This window comes from Paenibacillus sp. MDV22-iso6 (assembly GCF_058408365.1).
In genome coordinates this window covers 65240-77462 of record NZ_JBZVDZ010000015.1, presented here as the reverse complement: position 1 = coordinate 77462, position 12223 = coordinate 65240, and the positions used below count along the sequence as shown (strand labels likewise).

Sequence of the window (12223 nt, the reverse complement as noted above, 5' to 3'; positions counted from 1 at the left end):
TGTTTATAGCCTAACGACAAAAAAAAGCGGCACAGCCTTAAGGGCTTACCGCTTTTTTCGTTATGAATGGAAATATTCTATTCAGATTCCAAATTAAACGTGTTGTTAAAACAGTTCCAATTGCTCCGGCCCCTCTTCCTCCTCCCGCTCCGTACGGTCAGGAAAGGGCTTCACGGGCTGCTCCAGCAGCTCCATCATCATCTGTGCATTGGCAGCTGCGTCACCGCCCGAGTTGTTGTTGAAAATCACATAGACATCTTTGCTCTGCTCTTGCAATTGCTCCAAATAACCTTTCCACTCCAGCAGCTCTCCCTGGTTGTAGCGATACAGATAACGGGTCTCGCGCCAATTGGGTGCACCATTCTGATGCCAGCCTGATACATTGCGCCCATGCATACGTACCAGCGTCATCTCGGCATCGGTAGCTTCGGGTACAATAGGGATAGATCCTGGCCCCGCCTGAGGTTCATCACAGACGCTGTGAATCCAGCCTTGTTCCTTCAGAAATGCAAGCGTTCGTTCGCGCATGCCCTCTTCATACCAGCTGCGATGACGAAATTCGAGGGCACACGGGATGCCTTCCATTCTCAGTTTTACTTCACGCAGTTCATTGACATTGTCCCGATTGCATTCAAACCACGGCGGGTACTGGAACAAGGCCGCTTGCATCTTGCCTGCTTCCATGACAGGCTCCAGGGATTCGCGAAAAGCCTTATACATCTCCGAGGTGCTTGTGAAATAGGGTTTTCCCCGCAGATGTCCTGTCATCCCTTGATAGGCTTTGACGATAAAAGCAAAGGACTCCGGCGTCTCCGCTGCCCAGCGTGCCATCCGATCCCGAGGCTGAACGGCGTAGAAGGAACTGTCTACCTCCACGGTCGTAAAATATTGTCCATACAGACGGAGCTTGTCTTTCGCTTTGGTACGGTTCGGGTACAAACCTTCCTGATCTCCCCAGCCCGTAAGTCCAATCCGAATCATAAATAACACCTCCCGCTGCTTCTTCTGATGTCGCGTTATATTTTAGTCGTCTAATGGCGTTCATGAAGTGAAGATGCCATAGTAGTTATATATCAATCTTCTATGTATAGTTAACCGATTCGCGTGGGCCTGACTATGTTTAACATTATATCGTGTGGTTTCCGGCCGTTCAATGTGGGCGAAGCTTGGAAATTTTTGAGTTTGAAGGATAAAGACGGTACAATGGCTAAAAGCTATAGAGATATGATCCGGCTGATATAACAGCGTATTACGGATAGTTGGGCCAGTGACCATGTGGAGGGCGATACGTAATGACGGAATGGTATGAAAAGAGTTTTGGAGAAGACTACCTTCTTGTGTACAAACATCGGGATGTGCAAGGTGCATATCAGGAAGTACATAAAATGATCAATTGGTTAAAGCTTCAGCCAAAGTCCAAGGTACTTGACCTGTGCTGTGGTATGGGCCGACATTCTCTGGCCCTTGCAGATGCTGGTTTTCAGGTGACCGGAATCGACCTGTCTGATGTGCTTCTGCGTGAAGCACGCAGCATGGATACCGAACATCGTGTAGAGTGGTATCACGCCGATATGCGCGAGCTTCCACTGAAGGGCGGATTTGACGCCGTGGTCAATCTATTTACCTCATTTGGCTATTTCCGAGAGGATGGAGAGCAACTAAGAGTGTTACGCGCCATTCATCGGATGCTGAAGCCGGGGGGCAGCTATATTATTGATTTCATGAACACGGCTTATGTGACTCGTCATCTGGTGCAGCATTCAACACGTGAAAGCGAAGGACAGAATATTGAGGAATTTCGCAAGATCCAGGATGGATTTGTGCAAAAAGAAATTCACATTACCGATACCGAATCGGGCCAAAAACCACGAATCTATCAGGAACGCGTCAAGCTGTACACTCGCGAACAACTACGTGATCTGCTTCACGAGGCAGGACTCGTGGTGGATCAAGTACATGGCGGTTATGATGAAGAGAAGTACGATGAGCAGACATCGCCGCGGATGATTTTTGTCGGTCATCGGCCGGAGCAGTAGAGTTGGAGGAGAATATTAATGAAGCGAACGGAATCCATTCCCATGCCAGCAGGCATGCATCGGGTCAAGATTACTATGGCTTTTCCACTGCGATGGGTGAACAGCTATGTGCTTCATGAACCGGATGGAACAATAACGATTGTTGACCCGGGACCACGCAGTGCTGAGACGGAACAGGAGTGGCACGAAGCACTCGCAGATTTAGATTTAACTTTTCAGGATATCAGTCAGATTGTACTGACCCACCATCACCCCGATCATCTGGGGTTGTCCGGCTGGATACAGCAGCAAACGGGTGTGCCTGTTCGAATGTCCATACGATCCCGCCAGGAAGCGGATTACATGTGGGGAACGGAGGCAACTATAAATACAGTTTTGCCTGAATATTATAGTCACCATGGAATGCCGGAAGACAAGACGCAGCAGATCCGTGAACATATGGAGGGATTCATCTCACAGATTACGCCACTTCCCGTAGTGACACCGATTGAAGATGGCGAATGGTTGGTTATGGGCGGGAAAAAGTGGCGTGCTGTAGAAACAGGTGGTCACGCGCCAGGACATCTATCCTTCTATGCGCCAGAATCTAGGGAGATCTTGTGTGGAGATGCCGTATTGCCGCAGATCTCACCGAATATTAGCCTGCAGCCGGGAAGTGACGATCAGCCTTTATTGTCTTATATGGAAGGGCTGCATCGACTGGGGGCTTTGGATGTAGAAGTGGCATATCCAGGGCATCGGAATCCGTTTGGCCATTTTGGCGATCGAACGGTTCATCTGCTTACTCATCATGAAGAGCGCCTTCAGAAGATGATGGAGCGAATCCGGGAAGCACCGACGAATGCGTATGATATCTGTGTGTTTATGTTTGGTGACCGATTGGGAACACATCAGCTTCGTTTTGCGATGAGCGAGACTTTGGCGCATCTGCAGGAATTGATCCGGCGGGAGCGTATAGTACAGGAGCAGCAGCCCGACGGAGTGTTCTTTTTTATCGAAAATACTTAGAATTACAAGACTTTGACCAGGAGAACTGCCTGTTCAGAGTCTTTTTTGCGTGTAACGACTCCAATAAATGAAAGCTTTAGTCTCTCTTAACCGTCCATTCATCTTCTTTTAAGCCAGCACTTCTATGATAAATGCATGAACTTCGCCAGAGAAAGCAGGGAAGAGCGATGACTAGGAAAAAACGAAATCAATGGAGAAAATGGCAAGCCTCAGCGGCAGCAACGTTGACCGTGGCTGCACTCTTTCAATATGTAAGAACTTCTGATGCCTTTGATGTCGCTTATGCGGCGGCTAATGGTACCGATATAAGCAGTACAGCTTCTACTCAGATAGATGCTCAGGATGATGTCATGGACGAATGGACGAACAACACAGATGGCAATTCCGATGCATCGTCCAATGAGGGCTATAGGCTGGATGAGGGAACGACCGATGGAAGCAATGCCATCGGTTCGAATCAAGGCAGGTCTTCGGGCGGTTGGATAACAGATCAGAGCAGCAATCAGGATACAGACTCCGGATACAGCCGTGGCAATTATCAGTCACGCACGGGTGCATCATGAGCCGCACGGAGCAAGTCTCCCGTCTTCTTAAGTTCCGCTTCCGGGCGATGAACACGGACGTGGAAGTTCAGTTAGCCGCAGGACGGGAAGAAGCTGAGCATGCGGCAGCCTTGGTGAAGAATTGGTTCGGAGCGCAGGAACAGCGTTTCAGCCGATTTGTGGCAGACAGTGAATTGAATCGTCTGAATCGTTGCACAGGATGGATGCCCATCTCCGCAGCAATGGATGAAGTGTTAAGTTTGGCATACGGATATATTGGACAGACGGAAGGGATTTTTCAGCCAGGTATTTCTCAGGCTCTACGGGCTTCTGGTTACGATGTCAGCTTCGAGCAGCTGCAACAAAGAGAGCTTCAGCAATCTGGAACTGAACGCAGATTGGACATTCGACAATTGGATATAACAGATATGCTGAGAGACGAATATGACTATAGCCGCCCACGTTGGATTCAAAGGGAAGGCAGCCGAATGGTTCATAAGGACCCCGGGACTGAGCTGGACCTTGGGGGCATTGTTAAGGGGTGGGCCGTTGAGCGTATCGCCGATTGGCTGCAACGTACACTTCATATTTCGGCCGGATTAATCAATGCAGGTGGAGATATTCAGGCATGGGGGACAACACTTCATCCGATGTGGTCCGTGCAAGTCACCGATCCTTATCAGGAGGAGCGTAATCTGATAGGGAATATTCAATTGAGGAAAGGTGCAATTGCTACTTCAGGAGTGGTACGAAGACAGTGGCAGAATACGGACGGAAGCCTTTCACATCACTTAATTGATCCCCGGACGATGGAGCCAGCAGATACGGATGTGCTACAGTGTACCGTTCTGGGCCAGCATACTTCGCAATGTGAGATTATTGCCAAGACCGTTTGTATTTTGGGAAGTGCCGATGCAGTAGGTTGGTTAAACCGTCATTACGATCGTCATGACGTCCTGTGGATGACCCGGGATGGGAGCACTTATTTTAGAGGAAATACCGATACGCTCGCTGAACGCTGGCCTGGTTTCGATCCGGATCACCGCTTCAGTCTTATATAAACGACAAGTCTATCAGATATGGGGGAGCCGGTTATGGCGCAATGGATTGTAGATTACCTGCCGACGTGGAATATCATTCGAATTAGTGGGATCGCCGCTTATTTGCTGCTCTTTGCGGGGGTATTTCTGGGAATTGCTCAAGGCATGCCCATGGCTAAAGGCAAACCTAAAGCGGCCATGTTTAAATGGCATACCCGAACGACCTGGCTCGCCTTTGGACTTGGGCTCGTGCATTCGTTAACCCTATATATTGATCACTATAGTCCATTCACCTGGAGTGAACTGTTCATTCCGTTTACGGCTTCAGTACATCCGATAGGCAGCGGACTGGGCACGTTATCCTTTTATGGTTTGGTGATCGTTCTGCTATCCAGTGATCTGCGTAACAAGCTTGGCCGCAAATGGTGGTTTATGTTCCATATGTTGTCTTATCCCGTATTCATCGGTTTATTGTTCCATGGCATGGTTACCGGCTCTGATTCAGGCAATGTGCTTATGCGTCTGATGTATGTGTTTACTGGCTTGAGCATTCTTGGTATTACGGTACTTCGTGGCATGCTGAGAGAACGCAAAGGCCCGGAAATTACAATTGGACCCAGTCGTGTACAGCCTAAGCCAGCAGCGGAACAGAAATGGGCTGAGGTGTATCGTTTGGCGGGAGCGGGAAGACAGGAGCATCTGAAATAGCGTATTACAAAAATAAGTGAATCAACACAAAAGAAGCGGCCTTCGTGGCCGCCTTTTTGTCATGATCAGAAGAAGTCTGATTGTTGAATTTACTTGGTTCGTTCATTTCCAACTCCTATTACACATGCAAATTATACGATATCATCGCTGACAGGTTTTTCTCCCAAAGCTTCTTCAAGCTCCGATTGTTTGCGATGCGCAATCCGGCTGCTGGCCGCTGAGGCAATGGCCCCCACGATATCATCCAGAAACGTATGCACAGGCCCGAGACTCTTGTCGTTTAAACGTTCAAGCACACCGGGTTTTAGCTTGTCTACATAACCGTAGTTCGTAAATCCGATACTTCCGTATACGTTGACGATGGAGAATGCGAGAATCTCATCCACGCCATATAACCCTTCATCATTCTCAATCATCTCCTGCAAAGGAGAAATGAGTAAGCCTTGCTCTGCCAGCAAGTCCAGTTGAATACCTGTCAGGACTGCGTTCTGCACCTCACGTTTGCGTAATACTTTCTCCACATTGTCGATACATTCTTCCATCGTTAGACCTGGGTAATACTTATTTTGCAGCATCATGACCAGTTCTGCGATCTCAGGGATCGTAACGCCCCGCTTGTGCAGCCATTCCCTCGTTGCCTCTGCCACTTTACGGCTATTCAGGCTGTAAGGGATTTTTTCTTGCTCCGGATGTTCCATGGGCGATTCCTCCTCTGAAGTTAGCATTGTCCCTACACTTGTATCCTAATACGTTATTAACCGTTTTGGGTTTCTTTGCTATCCCTCGATGGGGATGGAAAGCCTGTTTTCAGTTTTATGCATGATGAGCTTGTTTAAAAAGTAGTTATTTTTTGGGCAAAGGCTCGTATACATGGTAGTACAAACTGTAAAAATGATGAGGGGGAACGTGATCATGAGTAAGATCCGTTATTTGCGTACAGCTTCTGCAGCTGCACTGTTGAGTATTCCTGTGGTGTTATCCGGATGTGGTATGTTTGGGGCACAGTCCTCCGAGGCTATTGATCCACCGCCGCCGATTCAGGAAGCGGCCATGATTCAGGCGGCCGAAGGCAACGGATCACTTGCCAAGCTGCCACTTACAACCGTGTATCTGCAGGACCAGCAAGGTTTATTGGCTCCAGTATCCATGACACTTCCGTCGGGCACGGACGTCAGCAGTCCCAAGACCGCTCTGGATACACTTGTGACGGGTGGTCCATATGCTGGGATGTTGCCTGAAGGATTTCAGGGCGTTCTCCCGCAGGGTACCGTTGTTCAGAACGTAACGATTCATTCGGATGATAAACTGGCAGTCGTGGAGTTCTCCGGCAATTTTGCCAAGTATGATGCCAAGAACGAGCGCAAAATGCTGGAGGCTGTCACCTGGACTCTCACCGGCACACCAGATGTGCAGAATGTACAGATTTGGGTAGACGGCAAAAAGTTAACGCAAATGCCAGTAAACAGCACACCGCTGCCGGAACCGCTGAATCGGGCGGTAGGCATTAATCTTGATTTGGGTGATACATTCACGACCAACAGCAGTCCGGTAACGGTTTATTTCTCAGCCGCTTCGCCAGCAGGCATTCAATATTACGTCCCGGTTACACGTCTAGTGACACCAGGTGGAGACCGGGTGCAGGCGGCGTTGAATGAACTGATCAAGGGGCCAGCCAAAGGCGGCGAGCTGGAAGAGGTTATGACGGGCGGAACGCAGCTGCAATCGGTCAAAACGTCTGAGGATGGAACCGTAACGGTTGCACTCAAAGATGATATGTTCACTGAGGGAGATGTCGTGCCAAGTGAACTGCTGCAATCCGTTGTATTGACTACGGCCGAGAATACAGCTGGCAAGGAAGCTAAAGTCCAGATCGAATGGAATGGGCAAAAGACAGTCATGAGTGATGATAATCGGGATTACAGTGCCCCAGTATCGAAGCCTGAATATATCAATGAAATTCCAATTTAAGTCACAAAGGCGTTTTAGCCTACTGTTGGTAGAACTCTTTGGGGGACAGGATGCTTTTAAGTGAACTCTTTGGTAATATAGAAGGGATTAGTAAAAGTGTGAACAAGCTCGACATTACAGGATGCTTAAGTCGTAGGAGGCAGAAATGATGAGATCTAACGGACGAACCAGCGACCAGCTGCGCCCGATGAATTTAACAATTAACACGAATAAATACGCCGAAGGTTCTGTACTGATTGAAGTGGGAGATACCAAGGTTATTTGTACAGCTACGGTGGAGGAACGTGTTCCTCCCTTTATGAAAGGGCAGGGTAAAGGCTGGGTAACAGCTGAATACTCCATGCTGCCACGTGCAACACATACCCGTAATCAACGTGAAGCGAACCGCGGCAAATTGACTGGACGCACCATGGAAATTCAGCGTCTAATTGGCCGGGCACTGCGCTCGGTCGTTAACTTGCAGGCGCTTGGTGAACGTACGATTACACTGGACTGTGATGTAATTCAAGCAGACGGAGGTACACGCACAACGTCCATTACTGGTTCGTTTGTAGCTCTGGCACTCGCGGTGAACAAAATTGCCCAACAGCATAAATTGCAAGTATTCCCGATTACGGATTTCATTGCAGCGGTAAGTGTGGGTGTAGTTGGAGAACAGCCTGTGCTGGATCTGAACTATGATGAAGATTCCAAAGCCAAGGTAGATATGAACCTCGTGATGACAGGCGGCGGGAAATATGTGGAGCTTCAGGGAACAGGTGAAGAAGCACCATTTGACCGTCGTGAGCTGAACGCGATGCTGGAGCTGGGTGAGCAGGGCATTCTGGAGATGATTGAGCGTCAAAAAGAAGTTCTCGGACCCATTGCACTCAAGATCGGTGCTCGTGGATTAGGAGAAGCCTAACATGAGTCTGGATAGCCCAATTATCATTGTCGCAACCCGTAATGCAGGGAAAGTACGTGAATTCGCTCATGCATTCGCTCCACTGGGCAAAGAGGTCAAAAGCATGTTCGACTATCCGGAGCTGCCGGATGTTGTTGAGGATGGCGTAACCTTTGCAGATAATGCCTGGAAGAAAGCCAAAACGGTGGGCGATGCTCTTGGTTTGCCTGTCCTAGCTGACGATTCGGGATTGTGCGTGGATCTGCTGGACGGTGACCCGGGAGTGTATTCTGCGAGGTATGCAGGCGAGGGTGCAAACGATGAGAAGAACAATGCCAAACTGCTTGAAGCGCTGGAATCGCTCAAATCCGGTGAGGATACGGAGCAACCGCTTTTGAGTCCAGCAAGATTCGTCTGTGCATTGGTGCTGTATGATCCGGCAACCGGAGACAAGTATGAATCAGAAGGCATGGTGGAAGGCTGGATCACAGCTGAGGCAGCCGGTGGTGGCGGTTTTGGATATGACCCACTCTTCTATGTGCCTGAATATGAGATGACGATGGCCGAGCTTACGCTGGAGCAAAAGCAGGCGATTAGTCACCGGGGCCATGCCCTGAGAGCGCTCGTATCCAGCCTGAAAGGCTGAGATTCAAACGAATCAGCTCATATGAATATGAATGTATAAGGTGAATTATGGCCTTGCTTAAATATCAAAGCGTTAGTGGAAGGTAAGAGTCATTCCTGTGGAATGCTTCACCGACCATTAACGTTTTTTTATTTTTATGAGTGGAGCAGATTCGTTTAAAGCCAATACGTGGGACCCAAAATAAATCCCGCTTTTTTTAGTGAAAATATCGGAACGTACGTTCTTGTACCTATATAAAAAATACGGATATTTCACGTTTGAGCAGCGCATTAGGACCGGGGTTGGAAGAAGTTGCAAGTCTTGTACAGTATGGGTTAACATTCAAGTTAACGAATCATCAATGAACTCAAACGGAGGGGATTTGCTTATGCAAGAAGTGAAGCTTACGGTGTCTTATGATGATTATGAGAACGGTATTCGTATGGAAACGTTGATTAGGGAACTGGCTGCCAAACCGGAGGCTGGTTCGCTGGAGAGTCTGATTATTGGAGACTGGGGGCAGGCTTATGAAAATTCGCCGGATGAATTTATGGGCACGCTCATCGAGCTGGCTCCCAGCTTTCCTTCTTTGAAGAAACTGTTCATCGGAGATATGGGCTTTGAAGAATGCGAAGTATCATGGATTATTCAGACGGATCTCACACCACTATTGGCTGCTTTTCCTGAATTAAAGTCATTCTCAGTGAAGGGCAGCAGCGGACTAAGTCTGGAACCCATCGAACATGCCAAACTTGAAGAATTAATCATTATTTGCGGTGGTCTTCCCAAAAGCGTGTTAGCTTCAATTGCCCGGGCTAAGTTGCCTGAATTGCGTAAGCTTGAGCTGTATCTGGGCGTGGATGATTATGGATTCGACGGTTCACTTCAAGATGTACTTCCACTTTTGGAACAGGGCTTATTTCCAAAGCTCGTATACCTGGGTCTGAAAGACAGTGAAATTCAGGATGAGATTGCGAAAGCTGCGGCTGAGGCACCCATTCTGGATCAACTTGAAATCCTGGATCTGTCAGAGGGCACGTTGTCTGATGAAGGGGCAGAGGCGCTGCTCGCTAGTGATAAGATCAAAAAACTGAAACATCTCAATCTTAGTTACCACTACATGACAGACGACATGCTCATTCGCTGGAAACGTTCAGGTATACACGTAGATGTTAGCGAGCAACAACAGAGTGATGAAGATGACTGGCGTTACCCGTCGTTAACGGAATAAATGATGTCAGGCATGACAGAAATGGAAGAAAATTTGCAAAGCCCAGTTAAGGATTCGGATATGACGCTGGAGCAGCCGTTATTGTTAATTGGAAACCCGAATAATCGCCGAACCCTTGGATTACAGGAGGCAAGACAGCGTATTGGCTTACAACCTGCACTTGTGCTGCCTTATGCCCGGTTGCTAAAGACTTGGAGACGGGGCGGAACCATGGCGGATGCCGTACAGCAATGTCTGGAAGGGCGAGGGACTACACACGTTAAGGGAGAGCCGTGGATATCTTCACCAGCATCGATATTATATGCGAATCATGATTTAGTTCATGGAGTGAATAGTGTACCTCTTATTCGACTGGATGCCCCTGGTGAGGAATGGGAAGTAGAGCGTGAGCTGCTCTTTCTTGGAGCTGTGAATGATGTATCTCCGTTAATCGATGGCCTTTCTGCGGGAATGATTCCGGCAGAACAGACACTCACTCTTGAACAGGAGTGGGGACGGATCTACGCGCCCAACCAATGGTTTCGTGGCTGGAAGGCCTGTTTGGAACGAATTCGCCATGAAGCTCTGGAATATTGGCCTAATGCCCGGTTCATGAATGATCCTCATGACATTGCGATTATGTTTGATAAAAGGAAATGCCAGCAGCATCTATCTGTCCATGGCGTTCACGTTCCCCCAACGCTCCAATCTTCGGAACCGATCCGCAATTATGCGGACCTGCGTACAGCGATTACAACAGCCGGTATGAATCGCGTTTTCGTGAAACTTGCATGTGGCTCCGGGGCTTCAGGCGTTGTTGCCTATCAAATTAATCCGCGAACGGGTGCCGAAATCGCTATAACCACTGTGGGAATGGAACGGGTTCAGGGAAAGGTCATTTTTTATAATGAAGGCCGGTTGCGCAGGTACACACATACTTCAGAGATTTCTGCGCTGATGGATTGGCTGTGTTCTGAGGGTGCCCAGATTGAACGTTGGATGGCAAAAGCATCCCTGGGTTCAAGCGTATTTGATATTCGCCAGCTTGTGGCAGGTGGACAAGCAGGTCATGCCATCGTACGGCTAAGTCAGACACCAATCACCAATTTGCATTTGCGTAATGAGCGGTTGCTGCCTGCAGAAGCAGGGCTGGATGAACAGCGGATGGATAGAGTTCAGACAGCAGCGAAAGCAGCAATGGCTGCCTTCCCCAACTCATGGTCTGCCGGGATTGATGTGATGCTCAGTGGAGGTACTGAGCCGCGTGCCTATATTCTGGATGTGAATCCGTTCGGAGATTTGTTGTACAGAGTGCAGCATAACGGACTTGGAACCTATGAATGGCAAATGGAACTTTTGCGAAAGGAGCCTTACAACCATGACTGATATGAACACCATCGTAGGCTCCCATGATCTATTAATGGTTACGCTGGACACGTTAAGGTATGACGTGGCTAAGCTGGAGGAACAGAATTGCCCCAACCTGTGCGGTACGGGTCCTTGGGAGAAGCGCCATACTCCGGGAAGTTTTACCTATGCGGCACATCATGCTTTTTTTGGTGGCTTCATGCCTACACCTGCCAATACGGACAAAGCCTCCCACGTACGACTTTTTCATTCCCGAAATACCGGATTAAAGACGCATCCGCATACGTGGCTGTTTGACACACCGGATATCGTATCCGGGTTAGCGGCTGAAGGATACCGTACGATTTGTATTGGCGGGGTCATTTTCTTCACCAAGAAAAATCCACTTGCCAAAGTGCTGCCGGGTTATTTTCAGCAAAGCTATTGGCGGATGAATTTTGGGGTAACCAATCCTAAATCAACTGAGCATCAGGTTCAGCATGCCTTGAAGCTGCTGGAGCAAAGCGCACCGGATGAGAGGTTGTTTTTGTTCCTGAATGTGTCTGCTATCCATGGTCCCAATCGCTATTTTGTGGAGGGTGCAAGAGAGGACTCGGTAGAAACACAGCGTGCAGCGCTTCGGTATGTGGACGAGGCCCTTGGGCCATTGTTTGATGCAATGAGGCAGCGTTCACGGCCTACGTTTTGTTTAGCTTTTTCCGATCATGGAACGGCGTATGGGGAGGATGGCTATCAGGGGCACAGGCTTGCGCATGATGTTGTCTGGAATGTGCCTTACCGTGAATTTATTTTATAGAACTAATGATTCATATCATCAACAACTACAAACCGGATA

General features: G+C 48.6%; 13 protein-coding genes. 11 read left to right on the top strand and 2 right to left on the bottom strand.

Annotation, left to right across the window (positions count from 1 at the left end; translation table 11 throughout):
- Positions 1 to 105: 105 nt before the first annotated feature.
- Complete coding sequence (locus AC4PM4_RS29125; RefSeq protein ID WP_491615189.1) at positions 106 to 981, bottom strand: DUF72 domain-containing protein; 876 nt, start codon at positions 979 to 981, stop codon at positions 106 to 108.
- 311 nt (positions 982 to 1292) lie between these two features.
- On the opposite strand from AC4PM4_RS29125, the gene AC4PM4_RS29120 reads away from it, so the two are divergent.
- The 5 genes from AC4PM4_RS29120 to AC4PM4_RS29100 all read left to right on the top strand — a co-directional run bounded on the left by AC4PM4_RS29120 (position 1293) and on the right by AC4PM4_RS29100 (position 5334).
- A complete protein-coding gene (locus AC4PM4_RS29120; RefSeq protein ID WP_063566693.1) occupies positions 1293 to 2036 on the top strand; it encodes a class I SAM-dependent methyltransferase in 744 nt (247 codons plus the stop codon).
- 18 nt (positions 2037 to 2054) lie between these two features.
- A complete protein-coding gene (locus AC4PM4_RS29115) occupies positions 2055 to 3044 on the top strand; it encodes an MBL fold metallo-hydrolase (RefSeq protein WP_491615187.1) in 990 nt (329 codons plus the stop codon).
- A 167-nt stretch (positions 3045 to 3211) separates the two neighbouring features.
- Positions 3212 to 3607: a hypothetical protein gene (locus tag AC4PM4_RS29110; protein ID WP_491615185.1), complete on the top strand. Its 396-nt coding sequence runs from the start codon at positions 3212 to 3214 to the stop codon at positions 3605 to 3607.
- On the top strand, positions 3604 to 4647 hold the full coding sequence (locus AC4PM4_RS29105; RefSeq protein WP_491615184.1) for an FAD:protein FMN transferase: 1044 nt from the start codon (positions 3604 to 3606) through the stop codon (positions 4645 to 4647). The genes AC4PM4_RS29110 and AC4PM4_RS29105 overlap by 4 nt, the downstream gene beginning before the upstream one ends.
- A 33-nt stretch (positions 4648 to 4680) precedes the next feature.
- Positions 4681 to 5334, top strand: a complete 654-nt coding sequence (locus tag AC4PM4_RS29100; RefSeq protein ID WP_491615183.1) for a ferric reductase-like transmembrane domain-containing protein — start codon at positions 4681 to 4683, stop codon at positions 5332 to 5334.
- A gap of 131 nt (positions 5335 to 5465) precedes the next feature.
- Here the strand turns inward: AC4PM4_RS29100 and AC4PM4_RS29095 are convergent, their stop codons facing one another.
- Positions 5466 to 6032: a phosphatidylglycerophosphatase A family protein gene (locus AC4PM4_RS29095; RefSeq protein WP_063566698.1), complete on the bottom strand. Its 567-nt coding sequence runs from the start codon at positions 6030 to 6032 to the stop codon at positions 5466 to 5468.
- 214 nt (positions 6033 to 6246) lie between these two features.
- On the opposite strand from AC4PM4_RS29095, the gene AC4PM4_RS29090 reads away from it, so the two are divergent.
- The 6 genes from AC4PM4_RS29090 to AC4PM4_RS29065 all read left to right on the top strand — a co-directional run bounded on the left by AC4PM4_RS29090 (position 6247) and on the right by AC4PM4_RS29065 (position 12184).
- Positions 6247 to 7302 carry a GerMN domain-containing protein gene (locus tag AC4PM4_RS29090; protein WP_063566699.1) on the top strand — a complete coding sequence of 352 codons (1056 nt, stop codon included), beginning with the start codon at positions 6247 to 6249 and terminating at the stop codon, positions 7300 to 7302.
- Between the two features lie 145 nt (positions 7303 to 7447).
- Positions 7448 to 8206 carry a ribonuclease PH gene (rph, locus tag AC4PM4_RS29085; RefSeq protein ID WP_053783129.1) on the top strand — a complete coding sequence of 253 codons (759 nt, stop codon included), beginning with the start codon at positions 7448 to 7450 and terminating at the stop codon, positions 8204 to 8206.
- A gap of 1 nt (position 8207) precedes the next feature.
- Positions 8208 to 8831, top strand: a complete 624-nt coding sequence (locus tag AC4PM4_RS29080; RefSeq protein WP_491615181.1) for an XTP/dITP diphosphatase — start codon at positions 8208 to 8210, stop codon at positions 8829 to 8831.
- 367 nt (positions 8832 to 9198) lie between these two features.
- A complete protein-coding gene (locus AC4PM4_RS29075) occupies positions 9199 to 10041 on the top strand; it encodes an STM4015 family protein (protein ID WP_063566702.1) in 843 nt (280 codons plus the stop codon).
- A gap of 21 nt (positions 10042 to 10062) precedes the next feature.
- On the top strand, positions 10063 to 11406 hold the full coding sequence (locus AC4PM4_RS29070) for an STM4014 family protein (protein WP_072735524.1): 1344 nt from the start codon (positions 10063 to 10065) through the stop codon (positions 11404 to 11406).
- Positions 11399 to 12184: an STM4013/SEN3800 family hydrolase gene (locus tag AC4PM4_RS29065; RefSeq protein ID WP_072735426.1), complete on the top strand. Its 786-nt coding sequence runs from the start codon at positions 11399 to 11401 to the stop codon at positions 12182 to 12184. Before AC4PM4_RS29070 ends, AC4PM4_RS29065 begins: the two co-directional genes overlap by 8 nt.
- Positions 12185 to 12223: the final 39 nt, after the last annotated feature.

What these genes read in the sequence shown, in the direction of transcription:
- AC4PM4_RS29125 (WP_491615189.1), bottom strand. Translation starts at nt 981, where the DNA reads ATGATTCGGATTGGACTTACGGGCTGGGGAGATCAGGAAGGTTTGTAC.
- AC4PM4_RS29080 (WP_491615181.1), top strand. Translation starts at nt 8,208, where the DNA reads ATGAGTCTGGATAGCCCAATTATCATTGTCGCAACCCGTAATGCAGGG.
- AC4PM4_RS29075 (WP_063566702.1), top strand. Translation starts at nt 9,199, where the DNA reads ATGCAAGAAGTGAAGCTTACGGTGTCTTATGATGATTATGAGAACGGT.
- AC4PM4_RS29100 (WP_491615183.1), top strand. Translation starts at nt 4,681, where the DNA reads ATGGCGCAATGGATTGTAGATTACCTGCCGACGTGGAATATCATTCGA.
- AC4PM4_RS29110 (WP_491615185.1), top strand. Translation starts at nt 3,212, where the DNA reads ATGACTAGGAAAAAACGAAATCAATGGAGAAAATGGCAAGCCTCAGCG.
- AC4PM4_RS29120 (WP_063566693.1), top strand. Translation starts at nt 1,293, where the DNA reads ATGACGGAATGGTATGAAAAGAGTTTTGGAGAAGACTACCTTCTTGTG.
- AC4PM4_RS29105 (WP_491615184.1), top strand. Translation starts at nt 3,604, where the DNA reads ATGAGCCGCACGGAGCAAGTCTCCCGTCTTCTTAAGTTCCGCTTCCGG.
- AC4PM4_RS29065 (WP_072735426.1), top strand. Translation starts at nt 11,399, where the DNA reads ATGACTGATATGAACACCATCGTAGGCTCCCATGATCTATTAATGGTT.
- rph (WP_053783129.1), top strand. Translation starts at nt 7,448, where the DNA reads ATGATGAGATCTAACGGACGAACCAGCGACCAGCTGCGCCCGATGAAT.
- AC4PM4_RS29090 (WP_063566699.1), top strand. Translation starts at nt 6,247, where the DNA reads ATGAGTAAGATCCGTTATTTGCGTACAGCTTCTGCAGCTGCACTGTTG.
- AC4PM4_RS29095 (WP_063566698.1), bottom strand. Translation starts at nt 6,032, where the DNA reads ATGGAACATCCGGAGCAAGAAAAAATCCCTTACAGCCTGAATAGCCGT.
- AC4PM4_RS29070 (WP_072735524.1), top strand. Translation starts at nt 10,063, where the DNA reads ATGGAAGAAAATTTGCAAAGCCCAGTTAAGGATTCGGATATGACGCTG.
- AC4PM4_RS29115 (WP_491615187.1), top strand. Translation starts at nt 2,055, where the DNA reads ATGAAGCGAACGGAATCCATTCCCATGCCAGCAGGCATGCATCGGGTC.